This is a genomic window from Streptomyces sp. NBC_01410, assembly GCF_045040195.1.
Lineage (GTDB): Bacteria > Actinomycetota > Actinomycetes > Streptomycetales > Streptomycetaceae > Streptomyces.
The window spans coordinates 2062092-2081270 of sequence record NZ_CP109530.1; the positions used below are offsets into that span (position 1 = coordinate 2062092).

Here is a 19179-nt window from a genome sequence, read left to right on the forward strand (position 1 = left end):
CTCTACGACGCGGCCGCGGCAGGGACTCGTACGATGCCGTCCTGCTCCAGGCTCAGTGGGCTCCGGTGCCGGTGAGGGACTTGACCTCGAGCTCCGCGTACTTGCCCTTGTCGGGCTCCTCCTTGGACAGCACGGTGCCGAGCCAGCCGAGCAGGAAGCCCAGCGGGATCGACACGATGCCCGGGTTCTCCAGCGGGAACCAGTAGAAGTCCGCCTCCTTGAACATGGAGGTGGGCTTGCCGGAGACGACCGGCGAGAAGAGCACCAGCACCACGGCCGAGGTCAGACCGCCGTAGATGGACCACAGGGCGCCCTGCGTGGTGAACCTCTTCCAGAACAGGCTGTAGAGGATCGTCGGCAGGTTCGCGGACGCGGCGACCGCGAAGGCGAGGGCGACGAGACCGGCGACGTTCAGATCGCGTGCCATCGCGCCGAGCGCGATGGAGACGATGCCGATGGCGACCGTCGCCCAGCGTGCCGCCCGGACCTCTTCCTTGTCGGTCGCCTTGCCCTTGCGGATGACGTTCGCGTAGATGTCGTGCGCGAAGGAGGACGAGGAGGCCAGGGTCAGGCCCGCGACCACCGCGAGGATGGTGGCGAAGGCGACCGCGGAGATCACCGCCAGCAGGACGGAGCCTCCCGTGGAGCCCGAGCCGCCGCCGATCTCCAGGGCCGCCAGTGGCGCCGCCGTATTGCCCGCCTTGTTGGAGGCGATGATGTCGCCGGGCTTGAGCAGGGCCGCCGCGCCGAAGCCGAGCACGATGGTCATCAGATAGAAGGCGCCGATGATGCCGATCGCCCAGTTGACCGACTTACGCGCGGCCTTGGCGGTGGGCACGGTGTAGAAGCGGATCAGGATGTGCGGCAGTCCCGCGGTGCCGAGCACCAGCGCGATGCCGAGCGAGATGAAGTCCAGCTTCGATGTGCCGGTCTTGCCGTACTTGAGCCCCGGCTCCAGGAAGGACGCTCCCTTTCCGCTGTTCTCGGCCGCCTTGCCGAGCAGGTCGGAGAGGTTGAAGTTGAACTTCAGCAGGATCAGGAAGGTGATGAGCACGGTGCCCGCGATGAGCAGGACCGCCTTGACCATCTGCACCCAGGTGGTGCCCTTCATGCCGCCGATGGTCACGTACACGATCATCAGTACGCCGACCAGGGCGACGATCGCGATCTTGCCCGCGTCGCTGGTGATGCCGAGCAGCAGCGAGACCAGCACGCCCGCGCCCGCCATCTGCGCCAGCAGATAGAAGATCGAGACGACGATGGTGGAGGTGCCCGCGGCGGTACGGACCGGGCGCTGGCGCATGCGGTAGGCGAGGACGTCGCCCATCGTGTAGCGGCCGGAGTTGCGCAGCGGTTCGGCGACCAGCAGCAGCGCGACCAGCCAGGCGACGAGGAAGCCGATCGAGTAGAGGAAGCCGTCGTAGCCGAAGAGGGCGATGGCGCCCGCGATACCGAGGAAGGACGCGGCGGACATGTAGTCGCCGGAGACCGCGAGTCCGTTCTGGAAACCGGTGAACTGGCGGCCGCCCGCGTAGAAGTCGGCGGCGTTCTTGGTCTGGCGTCCGGCCCACACGGTGATGAACAGGGTGGCGACGACGAAGCACGCGAAGAGCGTGATGATCAGCGGCCGGTGTTCGCTCGCTTCTTCGGCGGCGAGCTGGACCGTGGGATACGCGGCGTACGCGGCGCTCATGCGTCGTCCTCCATGCGGGACTTGATCGCCTCGGCCTTGGGGTCGAGCTTCTCGGCTGCGTGCCGCGAGTAGAGCCAGGCGATGAGGAACGTGGTGGCGAACTGGGCGAGTCCGAAGACGAGGGCGACATTGATGTTGCCGAAGAGCTTGGTGCCCATAAAGCCGCCCGCGTAGTTGGACAGCAGTACGTAGAGCAGGTACCAGGCGATGAAGGCGACGGTCAGGGGAAAGGCGAAGGAGCGGTATGTGCGGCGCAGTTCGCCGAATTCCGCGCTCTCCTGCACCTCGACGAACGACTCTGTCGTGGGCTGAACGGGGCTGGTGTCCGTACCGCCCTGGGGCGGCGGTGCATCGGTGGCCACGGAATCTCCTCGCGACGCGGGTGCGGTGGGGTTGGACATGGGGACCTCACTGGTCGGGGGTGCTTTTGATGTTGCTCCACCCCCTGACAACGGCACGGAGAGCACGCCGGGCCGGTTCAACATCGGCCTCTTTCTTCCCGATTTCTTCCTGAACTCATTGATGGCGGCACATGATCGGCGATAGCTTCGCTCGTCATGTACCCGCTCATTCGCAACAGGGGTGTCTGGGCGGGTTTGTCACGGATGATGAGGAGAACCCATGGCTCATCTGGGATCCAGACGGCGGCGCGCACTCGCTCTGCCCGCAGGTCTGGCGCTCACGGCCTCGCTCGGTTTCCTTCCCGCGGGGGCCGCATCCGCGGCCCCGGCGGACGAGGTACCCGCCGCGGTCGTGACCGACGGCCCGAAGCTGTCGTACGTCGTGAACGTCAAGGGCGGGCACCACGCCGCCACATCGGTGAAGAAGGCGATAGCCAAGGCCGGCGGCACGGTGGTGATCGCCTATGACCAGATAGGCGTCATCGTCGTCCACTCGCAGAACCCCGACTTCGCCAAGACGATCCGTCAGGTCCGGGGCGTGGCCTCGGCGGGCGCGACGCGCACCGCGCCGATCGCCCCCGCGAGCGACACGGCGATCGACTCCGAGCGCCCGCTGACGGCCGAAGAGGCGAAGACCGCGGCCGCGCAGGCGGACGCCGGTCAGGACCCGCTTGAGCCCCTCCAGTGGGACCTGCCCGCCATCAAGGCGGACAAGGCACACGAGAAGACGCTGGGCAGCAAGAAGGTCACGGTCGCGGTCATCGACACGGGTGTCGACGACACCCACCCCGATCTCGCGCCGAACTTCGACGTCGCGGCGTCCGCCAACTGTGTGAGCGGCAAGCCCGACACGACTCCCGGCTCCTGGCGGCCGGCCGCCAACGAGAGCGACCACGGCACGCATGTCGCGGGCACGATAGCCGCGGCCAAGAACGGCGTCGGCATCACGGGTGTCGCCCCGGGCGTCAAGGTCTCCGGCATCAAGGTGTCGACCACGGACGGCTTCTTCTACACCGAGGCCGTCGTCTGCGGCTTCGTGTGGGCCGCCGAGCACGGCGTCGACGTGACCAACAACAGCTACTACACCGACCCGTGGCTGTTCAACTGCAAGAACGACCTCGACCAGGGCGCTCTCGTCGAGGCGCACCGCCGGGCCATCGGCTACGCGGAGCACAAGGGCGTGGTGAACGTCGCCGCGGCCGGCAACTCCAAGATGGACCTCGCCGCCGACGAGCTCACCGACACGACGAGCCCGAACGACACCACCCCGGGCACGCGGGTCATCAACCCCCGTGAGTGCCTGGACATTCCGACCCAGATTCCCGGGGTCGTCACTGTCTCGGCGCTGGGTGCGAAGAACCTGAAGTCCTCGTACTCCAACTACGGTCTCGGCGTCATCGACATCTCCGCCCCCGGCGGTGACTCGACGGCCTTCCAGAAGCCGGACGCGCCGGCCGTCGACGGCCGGATCCTGTCCACGCTGCCGGGCGGCAAGTACGGCTACAAGGCCGGTACGTCGATGGCCTCGCCGCATGTCGCGGGCGTCGTCGCGCTCATCAAGTCGAAGCACCCGCACGCTTCGGCGGCCGCGGTGAAGGCCCTGCTGTACGGGGAGGCGGACGACACGGCCTGCACGAACCCGTACGACATCAACGGGGACGGCACCATCGACGCGGTGTGCGAGGGCGGCACCCGCAAGAACAGCTTCTACGGCACCGGTGTCGCGGACGCGCTGGACGCGGTTCGCCGCTGACGGCTGAGGAGTTCAGGGGGCCGGACGCGCGGGTCGCGTCCGGCCTCTCCGCGCTGTGTCACGGCTTGATGAGGACCTTCAGCGCGGTGCGCTCGTCCATCGCCCGGTAGCCCGCGGGAACACCGTCGAGGCCGACCGACAGGTCGAAGACCGGCGACGGGTCGATCGTGCCGTCGAGTATGTCGGGCAGCAGTTCGGGGATGTACGCGCGCACGGGGGCGACGCCGCCGCGCAGGGCGATGTTCCGGTCGAACATGACGCCCAGGTCCAGGCCGGTGCCGCTGCCGTGGGGCACGCCGACATAGCCGATCGCGCCGCCGTCGCGGGCGATCCCGACGGCCGTACGCATCGACTGCTCGGTGCCGACGGCCTCGATGACGGCATGCGCGCCCTGCCCGCCGGTCAGTTCACGGACGGCCGCGACGGCGGCGTCGCCGCGCTCGGCGACGACATCGGTGGCGCCGAAGGTCCTGGCGATGTCGGTACGCACCTGGTGGCGGCCGAGCGCGATGATCCGTTCGGCGCCGAGCCGCCTGGCGGCCAGCACTCCGCACAGGCCGACCGCGCCGTCGCCGACGACCGCGACGGTGGAGCCCTTGGTGACTCCCGCGCCGATGGCGGCGTGGTGCCCGGTGCCCATGACGTCGGAGAGCGCGAGCAGCGCGGTCAGCAGCCGGTCGTCGGACGCGGCGTCCGCGGGGAGCTTGACGAGGGTGCCGTCGGCGAAGGGAACGCGTACGGCCTCGCCCTGGCCGCCGTCGGACGCCTGGCCCCCGGCGTCGATCGAGCCCCAGAAGCCGCCCTGCGGGCAGGAGGTCTGCAGGCCTTCGGCGCAGTACTCGCAGCTGCCGTCGGACCAGACGAACGGAGCGACGACCAGATCGCCGGGCTCGAAGCCGGTGACCGCGGAACCGGCCTCCTCGACGACGCCCAGGAACTCGTGGCCGATCCGCTGTCCCGGCTTTCGGGCCGACTCACCGCGGTACGCCCACAGGTCGCTGCCGCAGATACAGGCGCGCAGGACGCGCAGCACCACATCGGTCGGCTGCTGGATCGCGGGGTCGGGCACCTCCTCCACGCGGATGTCGTGCGGGGCGTGGATGACGGTGGCGCGCATGGGGCAGGTCCTTGCTGATCAGACAGTGGGACGTGGAACGGGCTTTTCACGGTACGCCTGTGCGAGCAGTACCTGTGCGCCGAGATACGTCAGCATGATCCAGAAGTCGGGGCGCGGCAGCTGCGGCCAGTCGGCGACACCGGTGGCGATGAGCATGTCGGAGAGCAGGAAGAGCGCCCCGCCCAGCCCGACCGGGAGCCCGAGACGCGACGAGCGGTAGGCCATGGCGGTGAGCAGCACGCTGTATCCGGCGACCGGAACGCGCAGCTCGGCCGGAAGGTCCGGCCAGAGCGCGGCGACGGCCGCGACCAGTGCGATGCCGTAGCCGATGCCCAGCCCGGGGTGTGTACGCCCCCGCCCGAAGAGCAGCAGGTAGCAGACGTGCCCGGCCGCGAAGCACCCCATACCGAGAAGGAAGGCGATGTCGGCCGAGGCCAGCAGGAGCACGTCCCCGCCCCAGCCGCAGAGCAGCGCGGCGACCAGCAGCCGCCGCCCGCCCCGCGCGTACACATGGCCCGCGAGCAGCGGCATGAGGAGGGGTTTGGCGATCTGATGGCCGGCCTCGGCACCTGCGAGGAGGGAGCCGAGGTCGACGGCGACGGCGAGGCCGAAGGCGATGAGCAGGACACGGGCGAGCGCCTCGCGGCCCGAGCGGGATTCCGCGGCCGCCTGCCTGCGGCCCAGGTCGCGGGCGCCGACGCCTTCCGGTGTGCTCACGCGGCCGGCCGCGCGGCGGCGGGCTGCCAGCCGGGCCCGCGGAAGACGCGCCCGGCCCGCTCGCGCCAGGTGCTCGCCGCCCGTACGTCCCTCGCGATGGCCGCGTACTCGTGTGTCGCGACCCGCAGCGGGTTGTACGTGGCGATGTTCTTGGTGAGCCCGAAGACGGGCCGCTCGGTCTCCGGTGCGAAGGACCCGAAGAGCCGGTCCCACACGATGAGGATCCCGCCGAAGTTCCGGTCCAGGTAACCGCCTTGGGAGGCGTGGTGCACCCGGTGGTGGGAGGGCGTGTTCAGTACGTACTCGAAGGGCCGAGGCAGCTTGTCGATCCGCTCGGTGTGCACCCAGAACTGGTAGACGAGGTTGGCCGAGGAGCAGAAGGCGAGCGCGGCGGGATGCACTCCGCACGCGATGAGCGGCAGATAGAACGGCCAGACGGTCAGGCTCGTCCAGGGCTGGCGCAGCGCGGTGCTGAGGTTGAACTTCCGGCTGGAGTGGTGGACGACATGGCAGGCCCACAGGATCCGGATGACGTGGTGGCCCCGGTGGGACCAGTAGTAGAAGAAGTCCTGCGCGAGCAGCATCAGCGGCACGATCCACCACAGGAGGGGGACGCGGGCCGGGGTGAGCTCGTACACCGCGGTGTAGATCGCGACGATGGGGATCTTCCAGAGGAAGTCGAAGCCGAGACTGCCGAGCCCCATACCGATGCTGGTGGCGGCGTCCTTGGTCTCGTAGCCTGCGGCGTCCTCGTCGGGATGGATCCGGTAGCTCACGATCTCCAGGACGGTGAGCAGCACGAACGCGGGTATCGACCACAGCACGACATCGGGCAGGTTCGACATGCGAGCACCGTAGAGGCGGGGCGGGGCTACGGCCAGATGTTGCTACCGACAAGTATGTGAGACGACTTGTCAGCTGTAGTTGGTGACTTCTGCCAAGGCGCCCCTCAAACCCCCACCGCGCCGAGCACCGATCCCGCGCCATAGGTGACCGCCATCGCCAGCGCTCCCCCGCCCACGTTCCGCAGCACCGCGGGCCCCGCCGATGCCGCGCCCAGGCGGGCGCTCCACCAGCCCGTGAGGGTCAGGGCCGCGAGGACCGAGAGGACCGTGACCGGCAGGCGCAGCCACGCGGGCGGAAGCACGATCGCCAGCAGGGGCAGCAGCGCGCCCACCGTGAACGCCAGGAAGCTCGCTCCGGCCGCGTGCCACGGGTTGGCCAGCTCGTCCGGGTCGATGCCGAGCTCCACGCGCGCGTGGGCGCGCAGGGCGTCGCGTTCGGTGAGCTGCTCGGCGGCCTCGCGCGCCACGACCTGCGACAGGCCGCGAGCCACCAACAGGCCGGTCAGCTCCTCCAGTTCCTCCTCCGGCTGCTCACGCAGCTCGCGCCGTTCCACGGCCAGGGCCGCCTTCTCGGAGTCGCGCTGGGTGGAGACGGAGACGTACTCGCCGGCCGCCATGGACATCGATCCGGCAAGCAGTCCCGTGAGGCCGGCCGTGAGGAGAGTGGCGCGCGAGTCGGTGGCGCCTGCCACGCCGACGACGATGCCCGCGGTGGACACGACGCCGTCGTTGGCGCCGAGGACCGCGGCACGCAGCCAGTTGAGGCGCGCGCCGAGAGCCCCGCCGTGGGCTTCGTCGTGCGGTGTGTCGGTCACCACGGGAGGGTCTCACCCTGCCTCTCACCAGACGCGCACCGACCCGCCCCGGGCGAACGCGGGGCTGGTCGCCGCCGCCGGGATCTCGGTCAGGGGCTCGGCGATCTCCTCCACCGTCGGGCCGACCTTGGCCGCGATGGGGTCGAGGACGCCGAGGTCGAAGCCGTAGACCCGGGCGGCGTTGCCGCCGGCCATCGCCGCGACCTCGTTCCTCTCCAGCCCCGCGTAGGCGATGCGGAGGCCTTCGCGGGAGTAGGGCGTGGTGCCTTCGTCGTGCGGATAGTCGCAGCCCCACATGATCTTGTCGAGGCCGATCCGGTCGCGCAGCGGCACTTCGTGCGGGCGCATGAAGCTCGCGCCGACGAAGCAGTTCTCGCGCCAGACCTCGCTCGGGCCCCTGCCCATCGAAGCGGCAAGCCCCGCGCCGAACTTGGACTCCGCGGTGGCGGCCCTCGTCGCGGCGGCCACCAGGCGCGCGTGGTAGTAGTCCAGCATGTCGAGCACGCCCGGGATCCAGCCCGAGCCCTGTTCGGTGAGGACCAGCTTCAGCTCCGGGTGGCGGCGGAAGGCCCCGCCGAAGATCAGATGCCACAGGGCCCGGTGCGAGAACCAGGTCGTCTCCACCATGAACACCGCGCGGGCCGCCGGTTCTTCACCCAGCGGCGGCGACGCCGAGCCGCCGTGGTGGTTGACGGGTACGCCGAGCTCGTCGCAGACCGCCCAGATCGGGTCGTACGTCTGCGAGTACAGCTCGGGAAGGCCCGAGCCAGGTGGTGTGCCCGGCAGCAGGATCCCGCCGGTGAGACCCGCGCGGCTCGTGCGGCGGATCTCGCGGACCGCCTCGTCCACGTCGTTGAGCAGGATCTGTGCCACGCCCGCCCGCCGCCCGGGCGCCGCCGCGCAGAAGTCGGCGAGCCAGCGGTTGTGGGCACGCAGCCCGGCCCAGCGCTGTTCGTACTCCTCCCGCGTGGGCGCCGGGGCCATCAGCGAGGCGCTGGGGAAGAACGGCGGGATGGTGTTGGGGAAGACGACCTCGGCGACGATGCCGTCGGCCTCCAGCTCACTGAGGCGGCGCTCCGAATTCCAGTTGCGGTCGGCGGTGTCGGCGAGCAGATCCTCGTACGGATTGACGTACGTGGCAGCCCACGCGTCGAAATCGTCGTGGTACCTCTTCTCCAGATACGGCTTGTAGTCGAGGAGATCGGCCCCGGCGTGGCAGTCGGCCGAGATGACGGTGTAGCGGTCGGCTCCGTCTCTCATGACGAGACCCCCAGGACAGGGAAGTCGTGCTCGGTCAGCCAGTGGCGGCCCACCTCCCGTGACCTCGCCCAGGATGCCTCGACGGCCGACTGATCCTCGGACTGGCCCAGTTCGGCCGGGGTCGGGCCGATGCGCCGGGCGACCGGGGCGAGCACTTCGGTGTCGAAGCCGAAGACGTCCGCGGCGGCCAGGCCCAGCATGCGGCGGGTCTCGGCGACGGGGATGTCGTGGAAGGTTTTCGCCAGCCACGCGCGCGTGTCGGGCCAGGTGCCCTCGGGGTGCGGGAAGTCGCTGCCCCACAGGATGTTGTCGACGCCGATCTCGTAGCGCTGGGCGAGTTCGCGCCGCTTGGTGTTGGTGGCGCAGATGAAGATCTGCCGGTCGAGATACTCGCTCGGCGGCCGCTTCAGCTCGGCGAAGGGCGAGAGCTTCTTGCCGCCGTGCGCGCCGAGATAGAGCCGGTCCATGAACCACAGCTGGTTGGGAAGCCACCAGCAGCCGGACTCGGCGACGCCGAACTTCAGGCCGGGATGGCGCTCGAAGACGCCGGACCAGAGCAGGAACCACAGCGGCCGCGCGGGCCACCAGGTGACCTCGGAGACATAGATGCCGAGGTGGTCGCCGTACTCGTGGCGCGGCGCCGCGCCGGAGTGGGTGACCACCGGCATCCCGCTCTCCGCGGCGGCCGCCCACACCGGGTCGTAACGCCCGTCGTGGTACGGCTCCTTGTCGACCCACATCGAGGGGATCATCAGCGCACCGAGCCCGGACTCCTTGGCCCGGTGGATCTCGGCGACGACCTTCGCGGGCTCCGCCGTGATGGGCAGCAGGGCGACCCCGCAGTGGCGCTCGGGGTTCTGACCGACGAATTCGGCCAGCCAGCGGTTGTGCGCCCGCGCACCCGCCATGCCGAGTTCGGGGTCCTGATCGCCGCTGAGGCCGAGCCCCACTCCGAAGGGCGCGGCGGTCTGGCTGTCGACGGCGTCCGCGTCCGGGAAGACGACCTCGGCCGCCACTCCGTCGCCGTCGAGCTCCTTGAGCCGCTGGGCGGTGTCCCAACCGCCCTTGAGGCCTTCCTCGTTGTCGCTGAACCACTTGTCGGCGAAGGCTTCGTTGCGTACGCCGAGCCGGTTCATCTCCTCGCGGCGGCGGCCCTGCCCGGCGAGGAAGGCGTCGAAGTCCCGGTGGAAGCGGGACTCCAGATAGGGCCGGTACCGCTCGGTCGGCAGTCCGGCGTGACAGTCGGAGGAAATGATCAGGTACGGGTCTGACCTTGACTCTGACATCAGGTGTCCTTCAGTCGAGAATGAAGCTCTCCAGGTACGACGGGTCCGCGCGGTCGAGCATCGACTGCGACCTGGCGCGGATCTGCCGGTCGCTGTGCTCGCTCGCGGGCAGCATCCAGAAACGGTCCGCGCGGATCGAGTCCACGACGAAGTCGGCGACCTCCTCGACCGGGGTGAACCTCACCTCGTGGCCGGCGTCCTTCATCGCCTTCTCCCACTGGTCCAGGCTCCGGTACGGCGTCTTGCGCGGGCGCTCCTTCGCGTACCGCCGGGGCCTGTTGCGGTGCGATTCCCACAGTCCGGTGCGCAGCATGTGCGGCCCCGGGAACAGGACGGACGCGCCCACGCGCGCGTGCTCCGCCTTCAGATGCGCGTACAGCGACTCCGTCATCGTCACCACCGCCGACTTGGTGACCGCGTACACGGACGCGGTGGGCAGCGGCGCGATCCCGCCGTCGCCGGACGAGGTGTTGACGACATGGCCCGGCTCGCCGCTCGCGATCATGCGCGGCACGAAGGCCTGGATGCCGTGGAAGACACCCCAGACGTTGACGGCGAAGGCCCATTTCCAGTCGTTGGGCTCGTGCTCCCACATCCGGCCCTCGGCGCCGGAGCCGACCCCCGCGTTGTTGCACAGCACATGGACGGCGCCGAAGGTGTCGTACGCGGCGTCCGCGAGCCCGAAGACGGAGGCGCGGTCCGCCACGTCGACGGTGTGCGCGAGCACCCGCGCCCCGTCCGCGGCGAGTTCGTCCGCCGCCTTGTGCAGGGCCTGCTCCTCGACGTCCGCGAGGACGACCCCCAGCCCTTCGGCCGCGAACCGCCGTGCCATGGCGAGCCCGATGCCGCTCGCCGCGCCCGTGACGACGGCGACCTGTCCCTGCCTCAGCCGCATCAGGCGCTCCCCGCAGGGGGACCGTCGAGAATCTGCTGCGGGTCGTCGTAACGCTGGTGGATGTAGGGCAGCAGCGCCTGGGCGCTCACCCGCTCGGCGACCCTGCCCTTCTGGTCGCTCGTCTTCTCGCCGATGGTGAGCTCGACGACACGGCGTACGGGCAGGTCCGCGACGGGGTCGTACATCGACTCGCGCAGCACCACATCGCCGGTGAGTTTCTCCAGCTTGCGGAACTTCTCGTTGCGCGTGCAGTGCACGAGTACGGGGTCGGCGTCGAAGCCCTGTCCGTCCACCGCGGGCAGGAACTTGAAGTAGAAGTCGAGCTTCTGAGCCGGTTCGGGCAGCGGCAGCGGGCCGTCCACCGCTCCGCGCACCTCGACGAAGGCGATGCCGTGCCGGGCGAGCACGGCCCGTACGACCAGGCCGTCGCGCTCGACGCCGACCTCGCCCAGCTTCTTCGGCTCGCCGAAGACTTCGCGTCCGCCGATCAGCGCGCGCTCGTGGGTCATCGGCATGACGAGCGGGTACCAGCCCTCGCGTCCGTCGTGCAGCGCCGCGACGGCCACCGAGCCGGCGCCGAGCGGATGGCCGGACAGGTCGACCTTGCTGATACTGGCCCGCACCAGGGGCCGTTCGGTGGGTTTGAGCGGCGGTGGAAGCACGGCCGCCACCGCGTCGGGGTCGCTCTCCCAGACCGCCACGACGCCGGTGGACCAGATGTCGGGAAGCCTGGAGCTGGTTGCGCGGGCCGCGGAGATCTCCGCCTCGGTGCGCGCGCCGTACCGTACGCGTGCCATGTCGTACCGCCCTTCGTCAGTCGGCCTGCCTGTAACACAGTTACACCGAGGCCGATGAAGGGTAAAGAGCCGTGCACGTACCGGAATTGGGGGCACCATGCCGAGAACCGCGCTGACCCGCGAAGAGGTGCTCGAAGCGGCCGCCTCGCTCGTCAAGCAGCACGGCCCGGGGGCCCTCACCATGCGCAAGCTCGCCGCCGAGCTGGGCACGGCAGTCACCTCGATCTACTGGCACGTCGGCAATCGCGAGTCGCTGCTCGACGCACTGGTGGAGCGGACGGTCCAGGAGATGGGCGCGATCCGGGCCATCGGCCGTACGCCCGCGCAGCGCATCGTGTCTATCGCCCGGCGGCTGCGCCGTGAGCTGCGCGAGCGCCCCCATCTGATCGCGATGGTCCATGAACGGGGGCTCACGGAACGGATGTTCCTGCCCGCGCAGCAGGCGCTCGTCCACGAGGTGCACGCCGCCGGACTGCGCGGGGCGCGCGCCGCCGAGGCGGTGCGCGCCGTCCAGTTCCAGGTCGTCGGCTTCGTACTCGTCGAGCGCAACCGGGAACGCTCGCCGGTGCAGTCGCCCGGGGAGCAGGAGCTGTGGGACGCGCGGTCGGCGGAGCACGACCCGGCGCTGGCCCGCGCGCTGGCGCGGCCCGCCGATCCGGAGAAGCTGTTCACCGCCTCCGCCAGGGCACTGGTGAGCGCGCTGCTGGGCCGTGTCTGACAAATCTCGCCTGGCGCGCGACGCCCGGCACGCCCACTCGCTGCGTTGTCGGAGTCATCCAAGTACGTCCAGTACGAGGATGATCCTCCGCCTTGCGATTGCACGCACCGGACGCCGCGCACCCCGCCCTGCGGGCGGACGGCGCTATTTGTCAGACACGGCCCAGCGCCCGCGCGACACACGGTCAGGTGACACCGAGGCGGGCGACACCGACCGTATCTCGCCTGCCTCCGGGGCCCGTTGGCGGCGGTGGCCTGGAACAGCGCACTGCCGGGCAGCTCGCCGCCGCGCCGGACCGGCGGACCGGGCCCATCCGGAGTTGTCAGTGCGGGCCCGTATTCTCTGTGACCATGCTCGACGACCGTACAACCGCAGCTACAGCGTGGCCGGCCGCGTATCCCCAGGGGTACGCGGTCGTCGACGTGGAGACCACCGGACTCGCTCGCGACGACCGGATAATCTCCGCTGCTGTGTACCGTCTCGACGCCCGGGGCAATGTCGAGGACCACTGGTACACCCTCGTCAACCCGGAACGGGATCCGGGTCCGGTGTGGATCCACGGTCTGACGAGCGATGTGCTGGAAGGCGCACCGCTGTTCGGTGATATCGCCGAGGAGTTCTCCGAGCGGCTCGACGGCCGGGTCCTCGTCGCGCACAACGCCATCTTCGACTGGTCGATGATCTCCCGGGAGTACGCGCGCGCGAGCGCCGCCGCGCCCACCCGGCAGCGGCTGTGCACCATCGCGCTCTCCAAGGAGCTGCGGCTGCCGCTGCCCAATCACAAGCTGGAGTCGCTCGCCGCGCACTTCGGCGTCGTACAGCAGCGGGCGCACCACGCCCTGGACGACGCACGCGTGCTGGCCGAGGCGTTCCGGCCGAGTCTGCACACCGCGGCGCGTGACGGGGTGCGGCTGCCGCTGCTCGAATGCCGTCCGCTGACCGAGTGGTCGGACTCGCCCGCGACCCCGCGGATCGGCTACCAGGCTTCGTACGGCCAGAGCGCGTACGGACAGAGCAGCTGGCGGCCCTCGCGCAAGCGCCCCGCCTGTCCCTACCCCAACCCGGGGCGGTACGAGGTGGGCCAGGCGCTCGTGCAGGGCATGCGGGTGGCCTTCTCCGGCGACACCTCCGTCGACCGCGAACTGCTGGAGGACCGGGCGATCGAGGCGGGCCTGCATGTCGCCACGAGCGTGTCCCGGCTGACGAGCCTTCTGGTGACCAACGATCCCGGGGCCTCGACGTCGAAGACGGTCAAGGCGAAGGCGTACGGCACACCGGTCATCGACGAGGCGGCCTTCACCCAGCTGTTGCGGGACGTGGTCCCGGCACCCGCATCGGAGTGAACCGGACGCGACTCGCCCGCCGCCCGCTCGCACCGCGGCCGCCTCGCGTCCCACCCTGTGGCGCATGGCACGTTGCGAGGTTTGCGGAAACGACTACGGCATGTCCTTCGAAGTGCACGCGCAGGGCGCGGTGCACGTCTTCGACTGCTTCTCCTGCGCCATTCACCGCATGGCGCCCATCTGTGAGCACTGCCGGGTCCAGATCATCGGGCAGGGCGTCGAGGTCGAGGGCCACTGGTACTGCGGCGGGCACTGCGCCCGCGCGGAGGGGAGGGCGGGCATCGTCGACAAGGTCTGACCCGGCTGCGCACGGGTCGTAGAGCACCACGCCGCGGCGCGACCTGCTCCGGTCCCCGCGACAGCGGGGTGGCCGGCCCGGGCGGGACCCCCGCTCCGGGCCCCGGCGCCCCAGCGGGTACGGTCGAAGCCGTGTACCGCTTCCTGTTGACCCGCCAGTGGGTGATCCTCACCCTCATCGGCCTCGTACTCATCCCCACGATGATCGAGCTGGGCTTCTGGCAGTTCCACCGGCATCAGCACCGGGTCGCGCAGAACACACTCATCGCGAAGAACCTCCGGGCGAAGCCCGTCCCCGTGACCGAGCTCACCTCCCCGGGGCACACCGTCCCGAGTGCCGACTACTGGCGCCGGGTCACCGCCACCGGCACCTTCGACACCGCGCACGAAGTCGTCGTACGCCGCCGCACCTCCGCCGACGAACGCATCGGCTTCCATATCCTGACCCCGCTGGTCCTCGCCGACGGCCGGGCGGTGCTGATCAACCGCGGCTGGATCCCGACCGCGGCCGACCAGAAGGCCTTCCCCTCCGTGCCGCCCGCCCCCAAGGGGACGGTGACGGTGACCGGCCGGCTCAAGGCCGACGAGACGACGAAGGCAAGCGGCATCAAGGACCTCGCCGGTCTGCCGCCCCGCCAGATCATGCTGATCAGCAGCGGCCAGCAGGCGAAGGCGCTGGGCCGCACCGTGCTCGGCGGCTATCTGGAGCAGACCGCGCCCGTTCCCGCGGGCGGCAGCCCGGAACCGATCCCGGACCCCGACCACGACTCCATCGGCTCGCACATGGCGTACGCCGTCCAGTGGTGGCTGTTCACCGCGGCGGTACCCGTCGGCTGGGTGATTCTCGTACGCCGCGAGAAGCGCGACCGCGAGGCCGCCGCGGCACACACGGCACCGGAGCCGGCCCCCGCGAACGCCTAGCCGTGGCCCCGGCCCGGCTCCGCGGCTGCTTAATCACCGCGCGGGGCGGGAACACGCGAATGCGTGACCCTACGCATCGAGGACTACGCCCTCATCGGCGATCTCCAGACCGCAGCGCTGGTTGGCAACAACGGCTCCATCGACTGGCTGTGCCTGCCCCGCTTCGACTCCGGGGCCTGTTTCGCCGCGCTGCTCGGGAACAAGGACAACGGCCACTGGACCCTCGCGCCCAAGGGCGCGGGTCCCTGCACCCGCCGCGGCTACATCGGGGAATCGCTCGTCCTGGAGTCGGTGTGGGAGACACGGACCGGCACGGTCAAGATCATCGACTTCATGCCGCAGCGCGACACGGCTCCTGATGTCATTCGCATCGTGGAGGGCGTCAGCGGCTCGGTCGAGATGAGCGGCACGCTGCGCCTGCGTTTCGACTACGGCTCCGTGGTGCCCTGGATGCGGCGGACGGACGGTCACCATCTGGCGGTCGCGGGCCCCGACTCCGTATGGGTGCGCAGCGAGCCGGACGTCAAGACCTGGGGGCAGGAGTTCAGCACCCGCACGTCATTCACGGTCGGCGAGGGGGAGTCGGTGGCATTCGTCATGACCTGGCATCCCTCGAACGAGCCGCGGCCGACGCTCATCGATCCGTACGACGCGCTGGCCAGCAGCCTGGACGACTGGGCCGAATGGTCGCGGCGCTGCCGGAACGGGGGTCAGTACCGCGAGGCCGTGATCCGCTCGCTCATCACGCTGCGGGCACTGACCTACGCCCCGACCGGCGGGATCGTCGCCGCGCCCACCACCTCCCTGCCGGAGGAACTGGGCGGCGTACGCAACTGGGACTACCGCTACTGCTGGCTGCGGGATGCCACCCTCACGCTGGGCGCGCTGGTGATGGCGGGCTACCAGGAGGAAGCCGGGGCCTGGCGCGACTGGCTGCTGCGGGCGGTGGCCGGAGACCCGGCGGATCTGCAGATCATGTACGGGCTGTCGGGAGAGCGCCGGCTGCCCGAGACGGAGCTGGAGTGGCTGAGCGGCTACGCGGGCTCCGCGCCGGTCCGCACGGGCAACGAGGCGGTCAAACAGCTGCAGCTCGATGTGTACGGAGAAGTGCTCGACTCCCTCTACGTGGCCCGGGAGGCGGGTCTGCCCGCGGAGCAGCACGCCTGGGAGCTGCAGCTCAGCCTGCTCGGCTTCCTGGAGTCCAAGTGGCGCGAGCCGGACGAGGGGCTGTGGGAAGTACGGGGCCCCCGGCGCCACTTCGTGCACTCCAAGGTGATGGCGTGGGTGGCGGCGGACCGTGCCGTGCGCACGCTGGAGAGGCATCGTTCGCTGCACGGCGACGCGGACCGGTGGCGCGCGATGCGCGACGAGGTGCACCGGGAGGTGTGCGAGAAGGGCTTCGACCCGGTGCGGAACACCTTCACGCAGTCCTACGGGTCCGTCGAACTCGACGCGGCCGCACTGCTGATCCCGCGGGTCGGCTTTCTGCCGCCGGACGATCCGAGGGTGATCGGGACGGTGGACGCGGTGCGCGAGGAGCTGGGGACGGGAGGTCTCGTACGCCGCTACAGCACCGACAGCCGGACGGTGGACGGGCTGCCCGGGGGCGAAGGGGCGTTTCTGGCCTGCTCGTTCTGGCTGGTCGACGCGTTGCGGCTGACGGGGCGGGTGAAGGAGGCACGGGAGCTGTTCGAGCGGCTGCTCGCCCTGCGCAACGACGTCGGGCTGCTGGCCGAGGAGTACGACCCCGTGGCCGGCCGGCAGGTCGGGAACTTCCCGCAGGCGTTCAGCCATATCGGGCTGGTCGTCTCGGCCCTCGCGCTGGCCGGGGAGGAGACGGCAGGATAGGCCCATGGATCTTGGACTGAAGGACCGCGTCTATGTCGTCACGGGTGCGTCGCGGGGGCTGGGGAACGCGTCGGCGCGGGCGCTCGTGGCCGACGGCGCGAAGGTGGTCATCACCGGCCGCGACAAGCAGTCGGTCGCGGACGCGGCGGCCGGGCTGGGCCCGAACGCCATCGGCATCGCCGCGGACAATGCCGACCCGGCGGGCGCGGAACGCCTCGTCGCCGCGGCACGGGCACACTTCGGGCGCTTCGACGGCATCCTGATCAGCGTGGGCGGCCCGGCACCGGGCTTCGCCGCGGACAACACGGACGAGCAGTGGCTCACGGCGTTCGAGGCGGTGTTCCTGGGCGCGGTACGGCTGGCCCGCACGGCGGCCGCAGCGCTGGACGAGGGCGGTGTGATCGGCTTCGTCCTGTCCGCCTCCGTCCACGAACCGATCCCCGGCCTGACGATTTCCAACGGCCTCCGCCCGGGCCTCGCGGGCTTCGCGAAGTCCCTGGCGGACGAACTGGGCCCCCAGGGCATCCGGGTCGTCGGCCTGCTCCCCTCCCGCATCGACACGGACCGCGTCCGCGAACTCGACGCCCTGTCGGGCGACGCGGACGCGGCCCGCACGGCGAACGAGTCCCGCATCCCTCTGCGCCGCTACGGCACGCCGGAGGAGTTCGGCAACACGGCGGCGTTCCTGCTGTCACCGGCGGCGTCCTACCTGACGGGCGTCATGCTCCCGGTGGACGGCGGCGCCCGCCACGGGTTCTGACGGTCCGGCCTGCGCCGGGCGCCAAGCGCTCCACGCGGGAGGCCTGTCCCGCCCACCGCCCGATCACTCCGATCCTGCCCCGCACCCCCACCTCACCCCAGGGGGTCCGGGGCACCCGCAGCTGACGGGTCGCCCGCCACGCGTCAGCTCACCCGCTCCGCACCGTGCTTCGCCGCCCTCAGCCGTACCTCCGCCGGCAGCACCTCCAGCCCCGCCGAGTCCCTCGCGTGCCCCACCGCCTCCTCCGTCAGCCGCTGCAGCGACTCCCCGGGGGACGCGTGCGGCTCCAGCAGCAGCGCTACCCGCGCCGACGGCGTGCTGCGGCGGCCCGTCAGGGTGACGTGGGCGCGGGACACGCCCTCCAGGGACTCCGCCTCGCTCTCCAGGACGCCCTCCAGCGCCCGCCCCCGCAGCAGCGCGCCCTCCCCGTCGCCGCTGTCCACGAGGACCTCCGCCAGCCGGGCGCGCCGCAGTTGGGCGATCAGCCACCACAGGGCGAGCAGCACGATCACCGCGAGCGCGGCGATGACCACGGGCCACCACCAGCCCTCGTCACGCCAGCGGTAGCGGTCCGCTTTGGTCAGCAGTACGTCGTTCGGCCCGTCCCAGGGCCACCAGGACGGCACCGCCCATCCGGCCCCCGCCGCGAGCACCCCGCCGCCCACGCACAGCAGCACCAGACCCGCCAGAGCGAGCAGTACACGATTGACGACCCCGAGCATGCGCCCTCACCTCTTCTTCGCCGACGGCCGGGCGACGTGCACGGTCAGCGCCGGCGGCCGAGCGAGGCCGAGTTCCTTGATGCCGGCGGCCAGCGCCACGTCCAGATCCGCCCGTACGTCGTCGAGTTCACGGAAGTGTGAAAGGGCCCGCACGGAAGCCTTCGTGCGCCGCATCCGGACCCGTACGGACTGCACCCCGGAGATCTCCATCGCCCGGTCCCGCAGTACCAGCGCCGCCGCGTCCCGGTCGAGCCCCGCCCGTACGGAGGCGACGTCGCGCCGCATCGGCAGCAGCGCCCGCAGTCCGGGTGTGACGGCGATGACGATGAGGCAGACGCCGAGGACCATCGCGGCCACCGCGACGGCCAGCACCCCCAGCTCGTCCAGCCGCCATTTCGCGAGGTCCGCCGCGAATACCCGGCGCCAGTGCATGGCGGGCCGGTCGGCGCGTACCGCCGCGACGTCGTACAGAAGCAGTCCCGCGCCACCGAGCACCACGAGGGCCACAAGCCCGGCCGGGATCCGGCGCTCCGACCAGAAGCGCCCCGCCTTCCCTCCGTCGCCCTCGGTCTGCCCGGGAGAGTGATAGTCCGCAGCCGACGTCGACTGGTCCAGTTCGAGTACGGGCCGTACGGGTTCGCTCATCGGATCCTCCCCTGTCCCGCCCTGCGCGAGTGCACCGAGTGCAGCCGCTCGACCAGCACCGCGACCTCGGGCACATCCATCCCCGCCAACGCCTTTACCCGCTGTACGACTCGGTGACGCACGGCCCCGCACTGACCGCCGATGTCGGAGGGATAGCCGAGCTCCAGGCTGACCCGGACCCGGGCCATGTCATGGTGCACCGTGACCGTGGCCCGGGGTGCCGTGCTGCCCTCCGGTACGGCCTCGAGCGCTTCCCGCGCCGCCTGCGCGGCGATCTTCGCGACGACCCGGTCAGCGATCGCGGTCGCCCCGCGCTCGGCGGCTTCGACGCGGTCGGCGGCCACCG

Annotated in this window: 20 protein-coding genes; 7 read left to right on the plus strand and 13 right to left on the minus strand. The window is 70.7% G+C overall.

Annotated elements, in window-relative coordinates:
- Positions 1–52 precede the first annotated feature (52 nt).
- A complete protein-coding gene (locus OG741_RS09540; RefSeq protein WP_405596359.1) occupies positions 53–1693 on the minus strand; it encodes a cation acetate symporter in 1641 nt (546 codons plus the stop codon).
- On the minus strand, positions 1690–2055 hold the full coding sequence (locus OG741_RS09545) for a DUF485 domain-containing protein (RefSeq protein ID WP_266477849.1): 366 nt from the start codon (positions 2053–2055) through the stop codon (positions 1690–1692). Before OG741_RS09545 ends, OG741_RS09540 begins: the two co-directional genes overlap by 4 nt.
- Positions 2056–2314: 259 nt before the next feature.
- On the opposite strand from OG741_RS09545, the gene OG741_RS09550 reads away from it, so the two are divergent.
- Complete coding sequence (locus OG741_RS09550; protein WP_405596360.1) at positions 2315–3847, plus strand: S8 family peptidase; 1533 nt, start codon at positions 2315–2317, stop codon at positions 3845–3847.
- 58 nt (positions 3848–3905) lie between these two features.
- Here OG741_RS09550 and OG741_RS09555 read toward each other — a convergent pair whose 3' ends face one another.
- The 8 genes from OG741_RS09555 to OG741_RS09590 form a co-directional block, all read right to left on the minus strand.
- A complete protein-coding gene (locus OG741_RS09555) occupies positions 3906–4964 on the minus strand; it encodes a zinc-dependent alcohol dehydrogenase family protein (RefSeq protein ID WP_405596361.1) in 1059 nt (352 codons plus the stop codon).
- Positions 4965–4982: 18 nt separating this feature from the next.
- Entirely contained in the window at positions 4983–5648 is a 666-nt protein-coding gene (locus OG741_RS09560) for a lysoplasmalogenase (RefSeq protein ID WP_405605484.1), read from the minus strand.
- Positions 5649–5677: 29 nt separating this feature from the next.
- Positions 5678–6526 (minus strand): sterol desaturase family protein, encoded by an 849-nt coding sequence (locus OG741_RS09565; RefSeq protein ID WP_405596362.1) that lies wholly within the window; start codon positions 6524–6526, stop codon positions 5678–5680.
- 104 nt (positions 6527–6630) lie between these two features.
- Complete coding sequence (locus tag OG741_RS09570; RefSeq protein WP_405596363.1) at positions 6631–7341, minus strand: VIT family protein; 711 nt, start codon at positions 7339–7341, stop codon at positions 6631–6633.
- A 24-nt stretch (positions 7342–7365) separates the two neighbouring features.
- The gene (locus OG741_RS09575; RefSeq protein ID WP_405596364.1) at positions 7366–8601 is read right to left on the minus strand and encodes an amidohydrolase family protein; all 1236 of its coding nucleotides are present in this window, start codon (positions 8599–8601) and stop codon (positions 7366–7368) included.
- The gene (locus OG741_RS09580; RefSeq protein ID WP_405596365.1) at positions 8598–9887 is read right to left on the minus strand and encodes an amidohydrolase family protein; all 1290 of its coding nucleotides are present in this window, start codon (positions 9885–9887) and stop codon (positions 8598–8600) included. Before OG741_RS09580 ends, OG741_RS09575 begins: the two co-directional genes overlap by 4 nt.
- 10 nt (positions 9888–9897) lie before the next feature.
- Positions 9898–10782 carry an SDR family NAD(P)-dependent oxidoreductase gene (locus OG741_RS09585; RefSeq protein WP_405596366.1) on the minus strand — a complete coding sequence of 295 codons (885 nt, stop codon included), beginning with the start codon at positions 10780–10782 and terminating at the stop codon, positions 9898–9900.
- Complete coding sequence (locus OG741_RS09590) at positions 10782–11579, minus strand: acetoacetate decarboxylase family protein (RefSeq protein ID WP_405596367.1); 798 nt, start codon at positions 11577–11579, stop codon at positions 10782–10784. The genes OG741_RS09585 and OG741_RS09590 overlap by 1 nt, the downstream gene beginning before the upstream one ends.
- 97 nt (positions 11580–11676) lie before the next feature.
- Here OG741_RS09590 and OG741_RS09595 point away from each other — a divergent pair, with 97 nt between their 5' ends.
- The 6 genes from OG741_RS09595 to OG741_RS09620 all read left to right on the plus strand — a co-directional run bounded on the left by OG741_RS09595 (position 11677) and on the right by OG741_RS09620 (position 17466).
- The gene (locus OG741_RS09595; RefSeq protein ID WP_405596368.1) at positions 11677–12297 is read left to right on the plus strand and encodes a TetR/AcrR family transcriptional regulator; all 621 of its coding nucleotides are present in this window, start codon (positions 11677–11679) and stop codon (positions 12295–12297) included.
- Between the two features lie 350 nt (positions 12298–12647).
- On the plus strand, positions 12648–13640 hold the full coding sequence (locus OG741_RS09600) for a DEDDh family exonuclease (RefSeq protein ID WP_405596369.1): 993 nt from the start codon (positions 12648–12650) through the stop codon (positions 13638–13640).
- 64 nt (positions 13641–13704) lie between these two features.
- A complete protein-coding gene (locus tag OG741_RS09605; RefSeq protein WP_124002417.1) occupies positions 13705–13938 on the plus strand; it encodes a hypothetical protein in 234 nt (77 codons plus the stop codon).
- Between the two features lie 131 nt (positions 13939–14069).
- Entirely contained in the window at positions 14070–14858 is a 789-nt protein-coding gene (locus OG741_RS09610; RefSeq protein ID WP_405596370.1) for an SURF1 family protein, read from the plus strand.
- A gap of 63 nt (positions 14859–14921) precedes the next feature.
- Positions 14922–16706: a glycoside hydrolase family 15 protein gene (locus tag OG741_RS09615; RefSeq protein ID WP_405596371.1), complete on the plus strand. Its 1785-nt coding sequence runs from the start codon at positions 14922–14924 to the stop codon at positions 16704–16706.
- Between the two features lie 4 nt (positions 16707–16710).
- Positions 16711–17466, plus strand: a complete 756-nt coding sequence (locus tag OG741_RS09620; protein WP_266477817.1) for an SDR family oxidoreductase — start codon at positions 16711–16713, stop codon at positions 17464–17466.
- 143 nt (positions 17467–17609) lie between these two features.
- Here OG741_RS09620 and amaP read toward each other — a convergent pair whose 3' ends face one another.
- From amaP to OG741_RS09635, 3 genes are read right to left on the minus strand one after another with little or no spacing between them, the layout of a single operon-like run.
- On the minus strand, positions 17610–18188 hold the full coding sequence (gene amaP / locus OG741_RS09625; RefSeq protein WP_405596372.1) for an alkaline shock response membrane anchor protein AmaP: 579 nt from the start codon (positions 18186–18188) through the stop codon (positions 17610–17612).
- A 6-nt stretch (positions 18189–18194) separates the two neighbouring features.
- Positions 18195–18833, minus strand: a complete 639-nt coding sequence (locus OG741_RS09630) for a DUF6286 domain-containing protein (RefSeq protein WP_405596373.1) — start codon at positions 18831–18833, stop codon at positions 18195–18197.
- On the minus strand, positions 18830–19177 hold the full coding sequence (locus OG741_RS09635; RefSeq protein ID WP_405596374.1) for a hypothetical protein: 348 nt from the start codon (positions 19175–19177) through the stop codon (positions 18830–18832). Before OG741_RS09635 ends, OG741_RS09630 begins: the two co-directional genes overlap by 4 nt.
- Positions 19178–19179 lie beyond the last annotated feature (2 nt).